Origin of the sequence: Pseudomonas indica NBRC 103045, from assembly GCF_002091635.1 — a bacterium.
GTDB lineage: Bacteria > Pseudomonadota > Gammaproteobacteria > Pseudomonadales > Pseudomonadaceae > Pseudomonas_M > Pseudomonas_M indica.
Window position 1 is genome coordinate 18,334 of the sequence record NZ_BDAC01000008.1, and the last position, 19,693, is coordinate 38,026.

The window sequence follows — 19,693 nt, forward strand, 5'->3', positions numbered from 1 at the left end:
CTCGATACGGTCAGGGTCAGGCGTACTGCGCCGCCAGATGGTTCACCAGGGCCTCGGCCAACTCGCGAGGATCGGCAGTGAAGCTGCTGTAACCTCCCTCGCGGAGGCTGTCCGGCATGCTCGAACAGGCGCAGCTATCGGCCCGCTGGGTCCAGATATGTCCGCCCTGCCGCCGCACGTAGGCCGCCGCAGCCGTACCGTCGCTACCCATGCCGCTGAAGGCGATGATTCCGCAATTCGCGCCGAAGTGCTGCGCCAAGTTGAGCATCATCTGGTCGATGGAGGGGCTGTACGGGTCCGGCCAACCCTGTTCGGCAATCTGCATTGCCCCGTCGTCGCGGAAGCCCAATTCATGGGCGATAGGCGCCACGATCACTTCGCCGCAACGCACCGTATCGCCGTCGCGGGCCATGCCGACATGCCATTGGCTATGCCGCCCGACCGCCTGGGGCAAGGCGGCTTCGAAAGCGGCGTCGATGTGCTGCGCGTAGATGAAGCCGATCGGCAAACCGCCTGGCAAGGCGTCGAGAAACGCCTTGACCGCCGCCGGTCCGCCGAGGGACGCGGCGAGCAGCCAGACCTGGCGGGCCGGCTCGCCAGCAACCAGCGGAGTAGAGGCCAGTGATTGCGGCAATTCCAGCCGGGCCGGACGCTGCGCCTCGGTCAACAAGGCTTGCAGACTGGGGCCGACCGCCTGGGACGGATCGCCGACCAGTCGCTTGAGCTTGCCGAACAACCGCCGTTCCCAGCGCGGATAGTTTTCGGAATGGCGCTCCGGAGCATGCCCTTCGCCGAACAGCACCGGAGCGCTGGCTTTTTCGAGCAGGGTATCGACCAGTGGAGAATCCTCCAACTGAGCCAGATCCACCAGCCAGAGATCGGTCTCGCAAGCCGCCAGCGCCTCTTCGTCGAGGCGCGCGGGGTCGCTGTTGAGCACGACGTTATAGCCACTTCCGGTCAGCGCCTGCTGCAGCACATGGCGCTGCAGCGAGGTGTCGGCGATGACCGCGATACGCGCGGTGCTCTTTTCAGTCATTTCCCTTGACCAATCGCTGAATGGTTTCGAGCAACAGGGATTCCTGGTACGGCTTGCCCAGGTACTCGTTGACGCCGATGGACATGGCACGATCGCGGTGCTTCTCGCCGGTCCGCGAGGTGATCATGATGATCGGCAGGTCTTTCAAGCGCTCGTCGTGGCGTACCAGGGTGGCGACTTCGAAGCCGTCCATGCGCGGCATCTCGATGTCCAGCAGCATGATGTCGGGCCGCTGTTCCTGCAGTTGCGAGATCGCATCCACCCCGTCCTTGGCGGTCAGCACGTTCATCCCGTTCCGCTCGAGCAGGCGGCTGGTCACCTTGCGCACGGTGACCGAGTCGTCCACCACCATGACCAGCGGCGGACGTTCGATATCGACTTCCGACGGCAACTGGAACGGGGTGGACGTGCGCGGCAACAGCTGGGTGAGGTGCGCATGCAGACCACGGATGGTCGCCAGCAGGTCGAGAATCACCACGACCCGGCCGTCACCGAGGATGGTCGCACCGGAAATACCGTGCACCCCGGCGAATTGCGGACCGAGGCTCTTCACCACGATTTCGCGGGAGCCCGCGAGGCTGTCCACCTGCACCGCCACGGCATGCTCGCTGGAGCGCACCAGGATCACCGGTAGCGGCAGGCTTTGGCCGATCAACTTGGGCTGCTGGCCATTGTTCAGCAGTTCGCCCAGGTAGCGCAGTTCATAGGCCTGGCTGGCATATTCGAAACGCGGCGCATCGGGCTGGTAATACGCCTCCAGCTCGTAGGGCGAGACCCGCACGATACCTTCGATGGTGTTCAGCGGGATCGCATACAGGTCTTCGCCGGAATACACCATCAGCGCACGGTTCACCGACACGGTGAACGGCAGGCGGATGAGGAAGCGGGTGCCCTCGCCCGGCGTCGAGTCGATGCTCATGGAGCCGCCGAGCTGCTTGACCTCGGAGTGCACCACGTCCATGCCGACGCCACGGCCGGAAATCTGGGTAACCTTCTCCGCTGTGGAGAAACCCGCCTCGAGGATGAACTGCAGAATCTCGTGATCCGACAGGTCGGATTCGGCATCCATCAGGCCACGCTCGATGGCCTTGCGACGCACGGCTTCGAGCTTGATGCCGCCACCGTCGTCGGACAGCGTGAGGACGATATCGCCCCCCTCGCGGCCAAGGTTCAGGCGGATGGTGCCCTGCTCCGACTTGCCGGCCGCACGACGGACTTCCGCCGGTTCGATGCCGTGGTCCACGGCGTTGCGCAACATGTGCTCCAGCGGCGCGACGATGCGCTCCAGCACGGTACGGTCCATCTCGCCCTCGGCGTTACCGACGACGAATTCGACCTGCTTGCCCAGTTCGCTGGCGACCTGACGGACGATCCGGCGCAGACGCGGCACCAGCCGGTCGAACGGCACCATGCGGGTACGCATCAGGCCTTCCTGCAGCTCGGTGTTGACCCGTGCCTGTTGCAGCAACAGCGTTTCCGCGTCGCGATTACGTGCGGCCAGGGTCTCCTTGAGGTCGAGCAAGTCGGAGGCGGATTCGAACAATGCGCGCGAGAGCTGCTGCAATTGCGAATGGCGGTCCATCTCAAGCGGATCGAACTCTTCGTAGCCCGCACGCTCGGCTTCGGCCTGGTAGCGGCTGAGAATCTGCGCCTGGGTCTCGGTATCCAGACGGCGCAACTGGTCACGCACCCGCTCGATGGTGGCTTCCATTTCGCTGAGGGTGAAGCCGACGTCGCTGACCTGTTGCTCGACCCGGCCACGGAAAATCGAGGTCTCGCCGGCCAGGTTGACCAGCCCTTCGAGCAGATCCGCCGGTACCTTGACCAGTTCCTGCGGCGCACGCCGGGCCGCCGCCTCCATGGCAGCTTCCTGGGCCCGCCGAACGAACGGCAGGACCTTGGCCGCCGAGGGCTGGGCCATCGGCAAGGAACTGGCGGCAACGATGGGATCGACCAGGGCCGGGGTCGGCGCAGGGGCAGGCGCTTCGACAGGCTCGCCGGCACCTTCCGACAGGCTTTCGTCCAGGCGTTGGCGCAGCAGGTCCACTTCCTTTTGCAGCCCTTCGAAACCGGACTGCAGGTCAATGAACAGGCTCTCCGGCCAGGGGGCACCTTGCTGCTGCGCCTCGGTGAGATGTTGTTCCAGATCGTGGGTCAGGTCGCCGAGGCGCTTCTGACCGGCCAGCCGCGCACCGCCCTTGAGGGTATGCAGGACACGCAGCATGTCATCGAGCATCGCCCCGTCCGTGCGATCCTGCTCCCACAGGCCGATGGACTCTTCAAGAGACTCCAGCAGGTCATCGGCCTCTTCCAGGAAGATGTCGAGGATATCGGCCTCCGCGACCTCATCCTCGTGCTGTTCGGGCACTGCCTGCAGATGAACGCTGGCCGGCGTGCTCAGTTGTTCGTTCGGATTGGCACGGAACCGCCGGATGGCCTCGATCAGGACTTCCCCACCGGGGACCGGGCGCTTGTCACGCACGGCTTCGAGCATTTCCGCCAGACGGTCGTGGCAGGACTGGAGCAGTTCGAAGAGCTCCGGACTGGCGCGCAGGCGCCCGTCGCACAAGCCTTCGTACAGGTACTCCAGTTCGTGGGCGAGATCGCCGATCTGACGGATCTCCGCCATCCGCGCACCGCCCTTGAGGGTGTGCAGGTCGCGCTGCAACGCTTCGACTTCGAGGCTGTTGTTGACGTCCCCCATCCAGCGCTGCAAGGCGGCGCCGGCACTTTCGAGGATGTCGAAACCTTCTTCCAGGAAGATTTCCACCAGCTCGGGATCGCGCTCTTCATCGAAGGAAACAACCGGCTCCGGCTCTTCGACCCGCGGCTCATCGGTCACCGGTGCCACCATGGACAAGGCTTCCTGCGGAGGAAGCTCCTCCGTCGGCTCGTCCACCTCTTCCAGCTCGATGGTCTCGAACGCTTCCGGCTCGCTTTCGAGAACGGGTTCGGCGGCATCCGGTACGGATTCGAATTCCGGCTCGGCCATCATGGGCTCTTCCACCACATCCAGCGGCGGCGGAAGTTCGGTATCGAAGGAAGGTTCGGCTTCGGCTTCGGCTTCGGCTTCGGCTTCGGCTTCGGCTTCGGCTTCGGCTTCGGCTTCGGCTTCGGCTTCGGCTTCGGCTTCGGCTTCGGCTTCGGCTTCGGCTTCGGCTTCGGCTTCGGCTTCGGCTTCGGCTTCGGAATCAGTCTGGGGGAGTGCGAAGGCTGCCGACAAGGACTGGCCACCACCCTGGCGGAAATCGCGAATCGCTTGAATCAGCAACTCGTCCGGATCGCCCAGGGGGCGTCGGGCCTGCAACTGCTCCAGCAAGGCGGCCAGACGATCATGGCTCTGCTGCAACAGGCTGCCCAGCAAGGGGGAATAGCTGAAACGCCGGTCGACCAGTCCCTCATAAAGAGATTCCAGCTCGTGGGCCAGATCGCCTATCGGGCGAATCTCGGCCATTCTCGCCCCGCCCTTGAGGGTATGCAGGTCACGCTGCAGCGAAGACAACACGCTGTGATTGTCCGGCTCTTCCAACCAGCGCTCGAGTGCTTGGGCGGCGCTTTCCAGGATGTCCTCCGCCTCCTCGAGGAAAATGGCGACCATCTCCTCGTCAAGCTCGTCGGACTCCACCGGGGCGAACGTCTGCGCCTGATCGACGGGCGCCTGGAATTCGGCTTCCGGCTGTACGTCGCTCTCCGACGCCACCGGCCAGGCCTCCTCCAGTTCACTGGCCTGCTCCTCGTCGAGCTCCAGTACTTCCATCCCCGGCATGGCATCCGGTTCCAGCAGCGCCAGGGCGGCCGGATCGAGCGCTTCCTCCAGGAGCGCGCGCAACGCGGCGACACGTTCCGGTTGGGCGGTGACCTGGAGGGCGGCAGCCACTTGGTCCATCATGCCAATCAGCGCCTCATGGGCCTGCTCGGCCTCGTCGAAGAAGCGCTCACTGACCGCCAGACGACCTTCGCCGACCGCACCATAGATATCCAGCAACGCCTGACAGAGCTCATCGATCTGCGGCAGCTCGGCCATCTGAGCGCCACGACCGAGGGTTGTCAGCTCGTCGAGCAGAGAACTCAGTTCCTGGCGCTCGGCAGGATGTTCCCGCCAGCGATGGAGCAAGTCCTCGGCGTCGAGAAGGATATCCATCCCCTCGGCGAGGAAAATGGAAATCAGCTGCGGGTCGCGGGCCTCGCCCTGTTCACCCTTGCGAGTGTTCTCGGCCACTTCCAGGCGGTCCTGATGCAGCTTATGCACCCGGGCGAGGAACTCGGCGGCCCCTTCGATGGGCGCCAAGGGCTGGCTTTCCAACTGATCGAGACCACGGCGGAACAGCGTCTCGGCTGTACCCAGTAACTCGGCCTCGGCCAGGTCGATGGGAATCAGGTTGGTCTTGAATTCCTTGACCAGCTTTTCCAGCGGCATGGCGATCTCGGCGATCGGCAGGATGCCGGCCATGTGCGCACTCCCCTTCAGGGTGTGCAAGGCGCGCTGGAGGCTGTCATTCACCGGCTGCGGCAACTCCCGGTCGCACTCGGCGAGGAAGGCGTTCAAGGTATCGAGGTGAGTCTCTGCCTCGTTGCGGAATATCTCCAGCAACTGCGGATCCAGCGCCTCGTCCTCGCTATCTCCAGCCCCGGCAGCAGCTACGGTCGCTCCCTCGGGCTCGACCGCCGGAGCTGAGGCCGGGGCTTCAGTTTTTGGGAGGCCAAGCCCCTTGGCCAGCGCATGGGCATTGGCCGCCAGACGGTCCACGTCGTCGCGTTGACGCTGGGCCTTGGCCGCGAACTCATCGACCAGCGCCGGCATCAACGCCACCACGTCGGCGACCACCTGCTGCACGTCGTCGCTCGGCTCGATCGTACGATCCAGGACCCGATTCAGCAGGTTCTCGATGGACCAGGCCAACTCACCGATCACCAGGGCGCGGACCATGCGACCGCTACCCTTCAGGGTGTGGAAGGCGCGACGTACTTCGGTCAACGACTCGCGGTCGCTCGTGTCGGCACGCCAACGCGGCAGGTACTCACCGATGGTTTCCAGCACTTCGCCCGCTTCTTCGATGAAAACTTCCAGAAGGTCCTCATCGACCGGCTCCTCATCGGCAGGCGGGGGCAGCAGACTCGGCGGGATATCCTGTGCCGGGGGGTTGATGGCCTGCACGGGAGCAGCCATGACATCCGCGATGGACAGCGTCGGCTGCTCGGCAACCGGAGGCAGTTCAGCCTCCTCGGGGGCGCTCGGCAACTCCACTTCCGGCAAGTCGAGCGCGGCGAACTCCGCTTCGTTCCATTGGACCGGGCTTTCGTCCTGCGGCTCGAGGCTCAGCGTCTCCAGCTCCAGGTCGAACGTCTCGGTGGGCCGGTGCGCTACCTCTTCCTGAACCGAGGGTTCTTCGAGCGGCATGTCGAGGCTGAAATCGATGACCTCGGCCTCTTCGAGAGGAACGGTTTCGCCCAGGCTCCAGTTATCGTCGGAAACCAGCAGTTCGCCTTCGGCAGCGGCGGGCTCTTCCGCGGTGAGGAAAGCGCCGTCGTCCAGGGTCAGCTCGTCGAGGGGCGTTTCGGGCTCCGAAGAGAGCTCCGGAGCGTCGAGCGCGGGGCGCTCGTCCCAGGCCATCGGCTCGAGATCCTGAACCAGCTCGCTTTCCTCGGCAGCGAGGACTTCGATGTCCTGCAACGGGTCGGCCAGAGGCGCCAGGGGCTCTTCCTCTTCGACCGGCTCCGCGGCATCCAGAATCGACGGCTTCTGCTTCAGCGGGTAGCCGAGGCTTTCCAGGCTCTCTTCCGCAACGTCGAGGATCAGATCGCCCTGTGTCGCATGGTCTTCGGCCAGACGCTCGAGGTAATACTCGACGCTGGTGATGGCATCGGCCAGGGTATCGAGGCTCTGCCAGTTCGGGACCGCCTTGCGCGCCAGAAGCTGCTCCTGGATGTAATGGTTGCAGGCGTTGAGCAGTTCGGCCGCGCGATTCAGGGGAATCATGGCCAGCCCGCCACGGACCTGGGTCAGCAGGTCGGGCACCCGAGCCAGATGCTCATGGTTCCACTGCGAAGCGATGAATTCGATGATGGCGTCCTTGGCCTGCTCCAAGCCATTGCGCGCCTCCTTGATCACCAACTGGTGAATCTGCGCCACATCGGTGGTCGGCAGGTGGCTTTCTTCACGGCCGGCTTCTTCCGCCGGGCCGACCATGCCGGCCAGGGTGGCTTCGACGTAGAGCAGCGCTCCCGCGACATCCATCAGCACTGCATCGGTCGGCTCGCGCTGGCCGAGAGACAGGCTGTGAACGACGTCGATCTGATCGAGGATGACTTTGCGCGGTTGAGCGAAGCCAAGAACGGCGAGGGTATCCGCGATCTGCTTGAGCGGTGGCAGCAGGGCATCCAGGTCGGTGACCCCTTTGCGGTCGCTGCGCACGAACAGGTCGAGGCTGTCCTTGACCCGCACCAGCTCTTCGCAGAGGGCAGTAACCACCGAGCGCATGGCATCGCGATCGGGACCGGCCATGCGGGCCCGTTCTTCATCGACCACATCGCTGCCCGGCAGGGCCTCATCCAGCCGGTACTGTTCCTTCAGCGCCCGAATCCGCGGCGACTGCGCCGGAGCCTTGGCGATGTAGAAAAGCAGGTTCTTGGTCAGTTCGTCCGGAGCCGACTGGTTGATGCCGTCGGCACCCTGTTCCACCAGTCGCTTGAGCTCGCGATCGACCTGGCGCAGGAGGGTCCGCACCGAAGCACCGTTGACGACACTGCCATTGGCCAAGCCTTCGATCAGGCCGGATGCGATCTGCCACAGCGGGCCGAGGGGCGCATCCTTGCACAACGTTTCCAAACGGGCGAAAACCCGCGCCATGTAGCCGAGATTGGTCGCCAGGTCCTGGTTCCGAATCACCCCGACGAGCGCCATCTGCAGCATCTGCCGCAGCTTGCGCAGCAGGACAGGCAACTCGGCCGTGCGCAGTCGGGCCAGCGCTTCGACCGGCAAGGCAGGCAAACGCCCGGACATATCCGGGGCGAACAGGCTGGTTTCCGAAAGGAGTTTTTCGCCACGGGCCGCACGCAGATCGTTGAGCAGCGGCAGCACCACCACGGTCAGGTCGCGACGCGCGCTCTGGATACGGTCAAGATAGACCGGCAACTGCAGGATCGCCTGCATCAGCACTTCCAGGGCTTCGCCCTGGCTGGCTACGCGGCCTTCCATCAGTGCCTGCGACAGTTGCTCCATTTCTTCGGCCAGCAGCGCCGCGCCATAGAACTCGACCATCTGCAGGGTGCCGTGGACCTGGTGCACATAGGCCAGGCAGAAACGCATGCGTGTCGGGTCCTGCGGGTTCTCGACGAACGCCTCCAGAGCCTGACGCGCCTGTTTCAGCGTCTCGGCGATTTCGCCCTTGACCCACTCCAGGGCGACATAATCGTGCCGATCACCCATAGCGACTCCAATCAACTGTGTTACCCCTTTCGGGTAAAAGCCAGAACCTTGTCATCGGCTACCGGCTGCATGTCCGGATGTTGCCAGCCGACCACTTCCCCCACACCGATCACCATCAGACCACCCGGTGCCAGGCGCTCGGCCAGACGGTTGAGGATCTCGCGGCGGCGCCAGCGGCGAAAATAGATCAGCAGGTTCTGGCAGAAGATAACGTCCATGCCGGACATCGGCGCCTTGGCCAGTTCCAGCACATTGAGCCGGGCGCAGCAGACGCGCGACGCCAGGCTCGGTAAAACCTTGAAGCTCCCATCGGCCAGCGTCTCGAAATAACGCTGGCTCAGATCGGTATCCAGTTGTTCCAATTTCCGTGCCGCATAGTGGCCTTCCCGCGCCTTGTTCAACGCGCTCAGGCTGATATCGGTACCCGTGACACCGTAGTGTTCGGGCCACTGACTTTCACGCAGCACCTCTGCAGCGCAGATAGCCAACGAATACGGCTCTTCGCCGCTCGAACAGCCTACGCTCCAGAGCGACCAGGGGCGCCCGGCGCCCTCCCGCTCCAACCGTTCTCGCAGATAGGTCTCGAGCACATCGAAGGAAGGGCGATGACGAAAGAAGCGAGTCTCCTGCACGGTCAACCGATCCAGCAGCGTCGACCACTCCACCGCTCCCCGGGGGCCGGCAGTCACTTGCCGGTAGTAGCTGGCGTAGTCGGCTACCCCCAGTTCGCGCATGCGTACACTCAGGTTGGTCTGCAGAAACGCGCGACGCTGCTCGTTGATCACCAGCCCGGTGCGTTCTTCGAGCAGCGCCTGCCAATCATGAAAATCAGCCGCTGACATATCGGCCAGGGGTTGCAAGGCCCAAACGCCGCTTGGCTGCATGCCGTGCCCCTCGTTCATGGCCCTGTGGCGGTATCAGACCGCTCCGTCTCCCTTGTTCAAACCTGCTCCGACGCTTCCGGCAGGGTGAAGCCCGATACCGATTTGCGCATCTCGCTGGCCATCTTGGCCAGGTTACCGATGCTCTTCGCGGTGGCGGTCGTACCGGACGACGTCTGCGAGGTAATTTCCTGAATCACGTTCATGGTGTTGGAAATATGGCCGGCCGAAGAAGCCTGCTGGCGGGCGGCGTTGGAGATGTTCTGAATCAAGGCCGCGAGGGTCTTGGATACCTTCTCGATCTCTTCCAGCGCCACACCGGCGTCCTGGGCCAGACGAGCACCGCGTACCACTTCCGCGGTGGTCTGTTCCATGGAGATAACCGCTTCGTTGGTGTCGGTCTGAATGGTCTTTACCAGTGCCTCGATCTGCTTGGTTGCCGCGGAAGAACGCTCTGCGAGGCGCTGTACTTCGTCCGCTACCACCGCGAAGCCCCGGCCCGCATCGCCGGCCATGGATGCCTGGATCGCGGCGTTCAGTGCGAGGATGTTGGTCTGGTCGGCAATGTCGTTAATCAGGCTAACGATGTCACCGATCTCCTGGGACGATTCACCGAGACGCTTGATCCGCTTCGAGGTGTCCTGGATCTGCTCACGGATGTTGTCCATGCCGGTGATGGTGTTGTGCACCACTTCGTTGCCCTTGTTGGCAATGGCTACGGAGCGCTCCGCTACCGCCGAGGACTCCGAGGCGTTCGCCGATACCTGGTCAATCGATACCGCCATCTCGTTGATCGCGGCGGAGGCGCCGGCGATTTCCTGCGCCTGGTGCTCGGACGCTTCAGCAAGGTGCATGGCCGTGGCCTGGGTTTCCTGGGCGGCCGCAGCCACCTGCACGGCGGTCTGGTTGATGGTCAGTACCAGATCGCGCAACTGGTCGATGGAGTAGTTGATGGAATCGGCGATCGCACCGGTGAAATCTTCGGTCACGGTCGCGGCCACGGTGAGGTCACCGTCCGCGAGGTCGGCGATCTCGTCGAGCAGTCGCAGAATCGCCGCCTGGTTGCGTTCGTTCTTCTCGGCGGTCTCGGCAAGACGACGGCGGGTGTCCTGTACCATGACCAGACCGATCAGGATGATCGATGCCAGAGCCAGCGCACCCAGCACATAACCGGCCAGGATATTGAAGTAACGACCGGACGCCAGATTCTCGAAGCTGTCTGCCAACGCCGAGGCGCGGTCCAGCAGAGTCTGGGAAACGGTGAAGATGGTGCCGGCGGATTCACGGACCTGGAACAGCTCTGGCGAAGTCTCGAGGATTTCGTCCACCGAACCGGATACGAACTCGAACAGTTCGGAAATCTCGGCCAGGCGCTCCAGCGCCTCGGGATCGGTCACCTTGGTGATTTCCATCGCCGCGTTGCCTTCCAGCATCGCGTTCAATACGCGGCCAAACAGACTGGCGTCGCGACCGAACATATCGGCAGCCTGCACCGAGTCCTCGTCACCGGCCAACACCTTGTTCACCGAGCCGAGAATACGCTCTGCCAGCAAGGATTGGCGCTGGGCCACAGAAACCTGAACGGCGGGAGCCCCACTTTCCAGCAGGATGTCCACGACCTCTTCGTACTCGACCTGCAGCTGCGGAATGGTTTCCGCCAAGGTCGCGGCTACCTGGTGCAGGGACAGTACGGTCTGTTCGCTGGCAAGAATGGCGTCGGCGTTCTGTCGCAGGACGTCCCAGTCCTGCTGCACCGCTGCCATTTCCGGCTGGACGGCCTCGGGCGCGGGCGGCAGGCCGGAAGCCTCGTCGCCGTTACGCAGGACGCCCCAGCGCTTTTCGAAGTCGTTACGCGCATCCTTCAGCAGGGCGAAGGCCTCGGCCTTACCCGTCGCCGCTTCCGTGGCGTTCTTCGCGATACGCTGCGACAGGACGCGCAGCTCACCGGAGTGGCTGAGGTAGTCCTTGTCGTTGTTCGACTGGGTGTTGAGATAGGCGAAGTTGGCGAACAACAGCACGATGGATACGATCAGGACGACGAAGAGCCCTGCGATCAAGGTGCTGCTGCGCATACCTGCCAGCAAGTTTCCTGCGTTTAGTTTTTTCATTATCCGGCCCCCGCCTGGACCTACCGCACAACGTTTTCCATATAACGCCAAAGGGCCGGCAGGTGCCGACCCAACCAGAAATCTTTATAACGCCACGTCGAGAAAGCCTTGGTGCTGCGCCAGCGCGTGTGGACTGAACACCAGCCAGGGTTGTTCGCGCTGAAAAACCCCATGTATGAAAGGCTGGATGACCGCCTCCAGAGGAGGCAGCTGCTCAGAAAACGCGTCCACAGGGAAATGCTGCATACCGAAGACTTCGTCGACGGTCAGTCCAGCGAAAATTTCCTGGTGATCGACCACCAGTACCCGCCGCTGCTTGCGCAGTGGCGACAGCTCGCTACCGAAGAACCCACACAGGTCCATGATCGGCAACAGCCGTCCACGCACGTTGGCTACGCCCTTGACCCAAGACTTCACACCGGGCAGCAAGGTGTAGCGCGGTTCGTGGAGTACCTCACCGACCTCCCCCATCGGTGCGACGAAAAGACGATCGCCCATGCGAAAACCGATCCCACTCCAGGTCTGGACGACTTCCTGCTGCGAGGGAAGGCCAGCGGCCAACTGACGGCAGCGCTGGTCGATCTCGATCAGGAGTTCAAAGGGAGTCTGGGCTTCCGACATGCGGGCCTTGGCCTTCTTCTAGTTCTCGACAAGCTGAACCGGCTTAGCCGGCCAGGACCGCGTTAAGGGTTTTCAGCAACGTATCTTCATCGACCGGCTTGGTCAGATAGTCACGCGCGCCCTGACGTTTGCCCCAGACCTTATCGGTTTCCTGGTCCTTGGTGGTGACGATAATCACCGGAATGTGACTGGTGTCGGCATCTTTGGTCAGTTGACGGGTTGCCTGGAAGCCGTTGAGGCCGGGCATGACGATATCCATCAATACGGCGTCGGGCTTTTCCTGGCGAGCCAAAGCCACACCATCGGCGCCATTTTCAGCCTTGAGTACCTGATGGCCATGCTTTTCCAGCATAGCGGTCAGCTTGTACATCTCGGTCGGCGAGTCATCAACAATCAGAATACGAGCCATGGTGTTCCCCTATGGAATAGGCGTCACCGGCCTGAGGCCGGACGTCAGGATGCTTGCTCCACCGGGGTGAAGTCGGGCACGTGGGCCTTGATGGCGCCGAGCAGCTCTTCCTTGCTGAAAGGCTTGGTGAGGTACTGGTCGGACCCAACGATACGGCCCTTGGCCTTGTCGAACAGGCCGTCCTTGGAGGACAGCATGATCACCGGGGTGGATTTGAAAGCACTGTTATTCTTGATCAGGGCGCAGGTCTGATATCCATCGAGCCGCGGCATCATGATGTCGACAAAGATGATACTGGGATGGGTATCGGCGATCTTGGCCAGCGCATCGAAACCGTCGACCGCCGTAATAACGTCGCACCCCACTTTCTTCAGAAGAGTTTCCGCGGTACGACGAATCGTTTTCGAGTCGTCGATCACCATCACTCTCAAACCTTCGGAATGCTGTTCCATGTCTGCCCTACCATCGCCTCGGCGAGTCGTTGTTTTTTGCGCATATATCAGTACGCCAGAGGCCCTGCCACCGACGGCCTGCGACCCAATCGTCGGGCCTTTTTAGCACACCTACCGGACGCAATCCATAAGCCCCGGAAGCACAAGGTTTTTCCTTGACCGGAAACGCGACCGGAGCCACCCTGGCGCATCGTAATTTTGCTCCGGCAGCATCCCGCCACCGTCTATCCCACTTTCTTATGGAGGATTCCCAATGAGCGTTCGCCTCGGGATTGTCATGGACCCCATCGCAGGCATCTCCTTCAAGAAGGACAGCTCGCTGGCCATGTTGCTTGCCGCCCAGTCTCGTGGCTGGGAGCTGTTCTACATGGAGCAGCAGGATCTGTACCAGATCAAAAGCGAAGCCCGCGCGCGCATGCGCCGGATCGAAGTATTCAACGATCCCCAGCGCTGGTTCGAGCTGGCCGAGGAAATCGACACGCCGCTGTCCGAACTGAATGTGATCCTGATGCGCAAGGACCCGCCCTTCAACAGCGAGTACGTTTACGCAACCTATCTGCTGGAGCTTGCCGAGAAGACCGGCACCCTAGTGGTCAATCGCCCACAGAGCCTGCGTGATTGCAACGAGAAGTTCTTCGCCACCCAATTTCCACAATGCACGCCGCCGACTCTGGTGAGCCGACGCGCCGATATTCTGCGCGAGTTTGCTGAAGAGCAACGTGACATCATTCTCAAACCCCTGGACGAAATGGGCGGCGCCTCGATCTTTCGCCATCGCCAGGGAGACCCCAATCTCTCGGTGATCCTGGAGACCCTGACTCACCACGGCGCCCGCCAGATCATGGCGCAGCGTTATCTGCCGGAGATCAAGGACGGCGACAAGCGCATCCTGATGATCGATGGCGAACCCGTCCCCTATTGCCTCGCGCGCATCCCGGCAGCCGGAGAAACTCGCGGCAACCTCGCCGCCGGTGGTCGCGGAGTGGCCCAGCCGCTGTCGCCACGCGATTTCGAGATCGCCGCCGAAGTAGGCCCCGAGCTGCGCAAGCGGGGACTGCTGTTCGTCGGCCTGGATGTGATCGGTGATTACCTTACGGAAATCAACATCACCAGCCCGACCTGCATCCGCGAAATCGACAATGCCTTCGATACCCGCATCGGAGAGCGCCTGATGGATGCCATCGCCGAGAAACTGAAGGCCTGACCCTGCCGCACGATGCCACCGGGCGTCTCGCAAAGAGATGAACAGAGACGCCAAGGTGCAGCCTGGTTCATAGACTTTTGCGCATCCCCTCGGCAGACTGCGCGGCATTCCGAACTGACCTGACCGTGCGATGAACGCAGCCGCTAACTTGCCCGAACTTTCCACCACCGGCGTCCGACCGAGGGACAGGCTGGGCTTTACTCTTTTTCTCGCCGCCGCGATCCACGCAGCGCTGATCCTCGGCCTCGGCTTTACTTTCGCCGAGCCCAGCCAGGTCAGCAAAAGCCTGGAAGTGACGCTTTCCACCTTCAAGAGCGAAGAAAAGCCGAAGGACGCCGACTTCATCGCCCAGGACAACCAGCAAGGCAGCGGCACGCTGGAGCACAAGGCCGCGCCGAAGACTACCGAGCAGGCGATGTTCCAGGACAGCGAAATCAAGCGTGTCACGCCGCCCACCGCCCCGCCCCAGATGCAACCCAAGGAAACACCCAAGGCCGCGGTGGCGACCCGCGCACCGCAACCGCAGAAAACCCCGGTCAAGCGTGAAGAAACCAAGCCGGAACCTGAAGCGCGCCCTGCCCCCGTCTTCGACAGCGCCCAACTGTCTTCCGAGATCGCCAGCCTCGAGGCGCAACTGGCCCAGGAGCGCGAGCAGTACGCCAAGCGACCCAAGATCCACCGTCTGAATGCAGCCTCGACCATGCGGGACAAGGGCGCCTGGTACAAGGACGAATGGCGCAAGAAGGTCGAGCGGGTCGGCAACCTCAACTACCCTGAGGAAGCACGCCGGCAGCGCATCTATGGCAGCCTGCGCCTGCTGGTTTCCATCAATCGCGACGGCACACTGTATGAAGTCCAGGTTCTGGAGTCGTCCGGCCAGCCGATACTGGACCAGGCGGCATTGCGTATCGTGCGTCTCGCCGCGCCCTTTGCGCCGTTCAGCGGAGACCTCTCCGATATCGACCGCCTCGAGATCATCCGTACCTGGCGCTTCGAGCGCGGCGACCGTCTGTCGAGCAACTGAGACCGGGCCGAGGTACGCTCCGGCTTCCAGGCCCCGGCCACAGGCTTTAAGCTAACCGCCATGAAAAGCACCTCGCCTAGCTACCTCAAGCACCACTTTCTCATCGCCATGCCCCACATGGCCGACCCCAGCTTCGCGCAGACGGTCGCCTACCTGGTCGACCACAACGAGCAGGGCGCCATGGGCCTGGTGATCAATCGGCCCAGCGGCCTGAATCTCGCCGACGTGATGGAACAACTGCGCCCGGACTTCGACGCATCCCCGGCCTGCCAGAACATTCCCATCTTTTCCGGCGGCCCGGTGCAGACCGACCGTGGCTTCGTCCTGCATCCCACCGGACAGAGCTACCAGGCCACCCTGGAGCTGGGCGAGCTGTCGCTTTCCACCTCGCAGGACATTCTGCTCGCCATTGCCGACGGGCAGGGTCCCAGGCGCAGCCTGATCGCACTTGGCTATGCCGGCTGGGAAGCCGGCCAACTGGAAGCCGAACTGGTCAGCAATGCCTGGCTGACCTGTCCGGCCGATCTGTCGATTCTCTTCGATACCCCTGCCGAACAGCGCCTCGAAGCGGCAGCGTCCCACCTGGGCATCAACCTCAGCCTACTGACCGCTCAGGCCGGCCACGCATGAGCGCCCCACGACTGCTGCTTGGTTTCGACTACGGCACCAAGCAGATCGGCGTAGCGGTCGGCCAGGCGGTCACCGGGCAAGCCCGCGAACTGTGCGTGCTGAAAGCGCAGAACGGCGTACCGGACTGGCAAAAGGTGGAAGCGTTGATTCGCGAATGGCAGCCGGACGCCATCGTCGTCGGCCTGCCGCTGAACATGGATGGCACCCCCAGCGACATGAGCGAGCGTGCGGAGAAGTTCGCCCGCCGCCTGCACGGCCGCTTCAATCTGCCCGTACACACCCACGACGAACGGTTGACCACCTTCGAAGCCAAAGGCCAGCGCCTGGCCCAGGGCCAGCGGGGCGGTTACCGCGAGCGTCCGGTGGATGCCCTGGCGGCAGCACTATTGCTGGAAGGCTGGCTCGCCGAACACAGCAACGGTTGACCAGCAGCAGTCTTTCGACCGACGAAGCCTTTATCATGCGAGGGCACGCCGCGCCCGACCCAAGGAGAGCCCATGACATTGCCGATTCCCGCCGAACTGCTGCCTGGGATGGCCACCGCACTGAAAACGCACCTGGCCAACCGCAAGATCACCGAGCCCCGTTTCATCGGCATCCGCACCGGCGGCGTCTGGGTCGCCCAGGCTCTGTTGGACACCCTTGGCAGCCAGGAGCCGCTGGGCAGCCTGGACGTGTCGTTCTACCGCGACGATTTTACCCGCAACGGCCTGCATCCGCAGGTGAAGCCCTCGGCCCTGCCCTTCGAGATCGAAGACCAGCACCTGGTACTGATCGATGACGTATTGATGAGCGGCCGCACCATTCGCGCCGCGCTCAACGAACTGTTCGATTATGGCCGGCCCGCCAGCGTAACCCTCGTCTGCCTGCTGGATCTCAATGCCCGTGAGCTGCCGATCCGTCCCGACGTGGTCGGCGCCACCCTGTCGCTCGGCGAGGATGAGAGAGTAAAATTGCTCGGTCCGACGCCGCTCACCCTCGAGCTTCAGACCCTCGCCCCCGCCGACCATTGAAAGAGTCCCCGCGATGACGCCGACCGACGCCAAGCGCCCGCTGCAGCTCAACGACCAGGGCCAGCTGCGCCACTTCCTCTCGCTCGACGGCCTGCCCCGCGAGCTGCTGACCGAAATCCTCGATACCGCCGATTCCTTCCTGGAAATCGGCACCCGCGCCGTGAAAAAGGTCCCTCTGCTGCGCGGCAAGACGGTGTGCAACGTGTTCTTCGAGAACTCGACACGCACCCGCACCACCTTCGAGCTGGCAGCCCAGCGCCTGTCCGCCGACGTGATCACGCTCAACGTGTCCACGTCCTCCACCAGCAAGGGCGAGACGCTCTTCGACACGCTGCGCAACCTGGAAGCCATGGCCGCCGACATGTTCGTCGTCCGTCATGCCGATTCCGGCGCGGCGCACTTCATCGCCGAGCATGTTTGCCCCGACGTGGCAATCATCAACGGCGGCGACGGCCGTCATGCGCACCCGACCCAGGGCATGCTCGACATGCTCACCATTCGCCGGCACAAGGGCAGCTTCGAGAATCTCTCGGTGGCCATCGTCGGCGACATCCTGCATTCCCGGGTCGCCCGCTCGAACATGCTGGCGCTGAAAACCCTGGGCTGCCCGGATATTCGCGTGATCGGTCCGAAGACACTGCTGCCCATCGGCATCGAGCAATATGGCGTCCGCGTTTTCACCGACCTCGCCGAGGGGCTCAAGGACGTTGACGTGGTGATCATGCTGCGCCTGCAACGGGAGCGTATGCAGGGCGGCCTGCTGCCCAGCGAGGGCGAGTTCTACCGACTCTATGGCCTGACCACCGCGCGTCTCGCACTGGCCAAGCCGGAGGCGTTGGTCATGCACCCGGGGCCGATCAACCGCGGCGTGGAGATCGAGTCCGCGGTGGCCGACGGCCCACAGTCGGTGATCCTCAACCAGGTCACCTACGGCATCGCGATCCGCATGGCGGTCCTGTCCATGGCCATGAGCGGCCAGGCCGCACAACGTCAACTGAATCAGGAAGCCGAGGAGCAGAACTGATGCGAACCCAGATTCTCGGCGCCCGCGTCATCGACCCTGCCAGCGGCCTGGACCAGCTCGCCAATCTCTATCTGGAGGGCGGCAAGATCATCTCGATTGGCCAGGCGCCGGCCGGTTTCGAAGCCGACCGCACCATCGATGCCTCCGGACTGATCGTCGCTCCCGGGCTGGTCGACCTTTCCGTCGCCCTGCGCGAGCCGGGCTACAGCCGCAAGGGCAATATTGCCAGCGAAACCCTGGCCGCGGCGGCAGGAGGCGTTACCAGCCTGTGCTGCCCGCCACTGACCCGCCCGATCCTGGATACGCCGGCGGTCGCCGAACTGATCCTCGACCGGGCGCAGGAAGCCGGCCATACCAAGGTGTTCCCCATCGGTGCCCTGAGCAAAGGCTTGGCAGGCGAGCAACTGGCCGAACTGGTCGCTCTGCGCGATGCCGGCTGCGTGGCCTTCGGCAACGGCCTGAACAACTTCGCCAACAACCGCACCCTGCGCCGTGCGCTGGAGTACGCGGCCACTTTCCAGTTGACCGTGGTCTTCCACTCCCAGGACGCCTCTCTCGCGGAAGGCGGCCTTGCCCATGAAGGCCCCACCGCCGGCTTCCTCGGCCTTGCCGGCATTCCCGAAACGGCGGAAACCGTGGCCTTGGCCCGCGATCTGCTGCTGGTCGAGCAGACCGGCGTACGCGCCCACTTCAGTCAACTGACCAGCGCGCGCGGCGCCCAGATGATCGCCGATGCCCAGGCCCGCGGGCTGCCGGTGACCGCCGACGTGGCGCTTTATCAACTCATCCTGACCGACGAGACACTGGAAGGCTTTTCCAGCCTCTACCACGTCCAACCGCCGCTGCGTACCCGTGCGGACCGCGATGGACTGCGCGAGGCGGTGAAAAGCGGGGTGATCCAGGCCATCGCCAGTCACCACCAGCCCCATGAAGCAGATGCCAAGCTGGCCCCGTTCGGTGCGACCGAACCCGGTATCAGCAGCGTCGAACTGCTGTTGCCGCTGGCAATGACCCTGGTGGAGGACGGCCTGCTCGACCTGCCGACCCTGCTGATGCGGCTCACCGCCGGCCCGGCGAAAGCCCTGCGCCTGCCTGCCGGCCGCCTCGCCGCCGGCGCACCGGCCGATCTCGTTCTGTTCGACCCCAACGCCTCCACACTGGCCGGGGAAGCCTGGTACTCCAAAGGCGAAAACTGCCCGTTCATCGGTCATTGCCTGCCGAGCAATGTGCGCTACACCTTGGTGGACGGTCGCATCAGCTACCAGGCCGAATAGCCGGCAAGGTAACGAAACGGCTCATTCGCGACAGGATACCTGCAGTGAATGAGCCCCCTTTCTCGAATCAGCCACGCCCTGCGTTACGCTCGGATACCTGTTCGTTCAGGGTCCAGAAGTCATACAGCACGCCCAGCATGAAAAGGCCGCCGGTGAACAGGTAGAGGATCCCGGTGATCCACTTGCCCTGGTACATCCGGTGCACGCCGAAGACCCCGAGGAAGGTCAGCAGAATCCAGGCCACGTTATAGTCCAGGCCGCCTGCGGTGTAACGCTGGTCAGCCTCCCGGTCCATCGAAGGGATCAGGAACAGGTCGATGATCCAGCCGACGAACAACAAGCCAAGGGTAAAGAACCAGATCGTCCCCGTGACGGGTTTGCCGTAGTAGAAACGGTGCGAACCGAGAAAGCCGAAGATCCACAGCAGGTAACCGATGGCCTTGCTATGGGTGTCCTGGGTCTGCATGACTGCCTCCTGCAGTGTTGGAACGATGGATCGACAAGCGGCACGGAGTTTCGCCAACCGGCCGCCAGAACGGAGCGAGCACCATAACAGAGCGGCTGAAGCGATCAAGGCTCGTACGGCAACGG

At 63.3% G+C, this 19,693-nt stretch carries 15 protein-coding genes; 7 read left to right on the forward strand and 8 right to left on the reverse strand.

Going from position 1 to position 19,693, the window contains the following annotated elements:
* Positions 1 to 16: 16 nt before the first annotated feature.
* The 7 genes from PIN01S_RS11390 to pilG form a co-directional block, all read right to left on the reverse strand.
* Positions 17 to 1,036: a chemotaxis protein CheB gene (locus PIN01S_RS11390; RefSeq protein ID WP_084335787.1), complete on the reverse strand. Its 1,020-nt coding sequence runs from the start codon at positions 1,034 to 1,036 to the stop codon at positions 17 to 19.
* On the reverse strand, positions 1,029 to 8,462 hold the full coding sequence (locus PIN01S_RS11395) for an Hpt domain-containing protein (protein ID WP_084335788.1): 7,434 nt from the start codon (positions 8,460 to 8,462) through the stop codon (positions 1,029 to 1,031). Before PIN01S_RS11395 ends, PIN01S_RS11390 begins: the two co-directional genes overlap by 8 nt.
* A 20-nt stretch (positions 8,463 to 8,482) precedes the next feature.
* Positions 8,483 to 9,346, reverse strand: coding sequence for a protein-glutamate O-methyltransferase (locus tag PIN01S_RS11400; protein WP_084335938.1), 864 nt, complete (start codon positions 9,344 to 9,346; stop codon positions 8,483 to 8,485).
* Between the two features lie 56 nt (positions 9,347 to 9,402).
* On the reverse strand, positions 9,403 to 11,451 hold the full coding sequence (locus PIN01S_RS11405; protein ID WP_084335789.1) for a methyl-accepting chemotaxis protein: 2,049 nt from the start codon (positions 11,449 to 11,451) through the stop codon (positions 9,403 to 9,405).
* Between the two features lie 84 nt (positions 11,452 to 11,535).
* Entirely contained in the window at positions 11,536 to 12,072 is a 537-nt protein-coding gene (locus tag PIN01S_RS11410) for a chemotaxis protein CheW (protein WP_084335790.1), read from the reverse strand.
* 43 nt (positions 12,073 to 12,115) lie between these two features.
* A complete protein-coding gene (pilH, locus tag PIN01S_RS11415; protein ID WP_084335791.1) occupies positions 12,116 to 12,481 on the reverse strand; it encodes a twitching motility response regulator PilH in 366 nt (121 codons plus the stop codon).
* A gap of 44 nt (positions 12,482 to 12,525) precedes the next feature.
* Positions 12,526 to 12,933: a twitching motility response regulator PilG gene (pilG, locus tag PIN01S_RS11420; RefSeq protein WP_084335792.1), complete on the reverse strand. Its 408-nt coding sequence runs from the start codon at positions 12,931 to 12,933 to the stop codon at positions 12,526 to 12,528.
* Between the two features lie 253 nt (positions 12,934 to 13,186).
* Between pilG and gshB the strand changes: the two genes are divergently transcribed.
* The 7 genes from gshB (at position 13,187) to PIN01S_RS11455 (ending at position 19,102) form a co-directional block, all read left to right on the forward strand.
* Entirely contained in the window at positions 13,187 to 14,137 is a 951-nt protein-coding gene (gene gshB / locus PIN01S_RS11425; RefSeq protein WP_084335793.1) for a glutathione synthase, read from the forward strand.
* 130 nt (positions 14,138 to 14,267) lie between these two features.
* Entirely contained in the window at positions 14,268 to 15,161 is an 894-nt protein-coding gene (locus PIN01S_RS11430; RefSeq protein ID WP_084335794.1) for an energy transducer TonB, read from the forward strand.
* A gap of 60 nt (positions 15,162 to 15,221) precedes the next feature.
* Positions 15,222 to 15,791 (forward strand): YqgE/AlgH family protein, encoded by a 570-nt coding sequence (locus PIN01S_RS11435; protein ID WP_084335795.1) that lies wholly within the window; start codon positions 15,222 to 15,224, stop codon positions 15,789 to 15,791.
* Positions 15,788 to 16,216 (forward strand): Holliday junction resolvase RuvX, encoded by a 429-nt coding sequence (gene ruvX / locus PIN01S_RS11440; protein ID WP_084335796.1) that lies wholly within the window; start codon positions 15,788 to 15,790, stop codon positions 16,214 to 16,216. The genes PIN01S_RS11435 and ruvX overlap by 4 nt, the downstream gene beginning before the upstream one ends.
* Positions 16,217 to 16,288: 72 nt before the next feature.
* Positions 16,289 to 16,804 (forward strand): bifunctional pyr operon transcriptional regulator/uracil phosphoribosyltransferase PyrR, encoded by a 516-nt coding sequence (gene pyrR / locus PIN01S_RS11445; RefSeq protein ID WP_084335797.1) that lies wholly within the window; start codon positions 16,289 to 16,291, stop codon positions 16,802 to 16,804.
* A 13-nt stretch (positions 16,805 to 16,817) separates the two neighbouring features.
* Positions 16,818 to 17,828, forward strand: coding sequence for an aspartate carbamoyltransferase catalytic subunit (locus PIN01S_RS11450; protein ID WP_084335798.1), 1,011 nt, complete (start codon positions 16,818 to 16,820; stop codon positions 17,826 to 17,828).
* Positions 17,828 to 19,102: a dihydroorotase gene (locus tag PIN01S_RS11455; protein ID WP_084335799.1), complete on the forward strand. Its 1,275-nt coding sequence runs from the start codon at positions 17,828 to 17,830 to the stop codon at positions 19,100 to 19,102. Before PIN01S_RS11450 ends, PIN01S_RS11455 begins: the two co-directional genes overlap by 1 nt.
* Before the next feature lie 67 nt (positions 19,103 to 19,169).
* Here PIN01S_RS11455 and PIN01S_RS11460 read toward each other — a convergent pair whose 3' ends face one another.
* The gene (locus PIN01S_RS11460) at positions 19,170 to 19,568 is read right to left on the reverse strand and encodes an NINE protein (protein WP_084335800.1); all 399 of its coding nucleotides are present in this window, start codon (positions 19,566 to 19,568) and stop codon (positions 19,170 to 19,172) included.
* Positions 19,569 to 19,693: the final 125 nt, after the last annotated feature.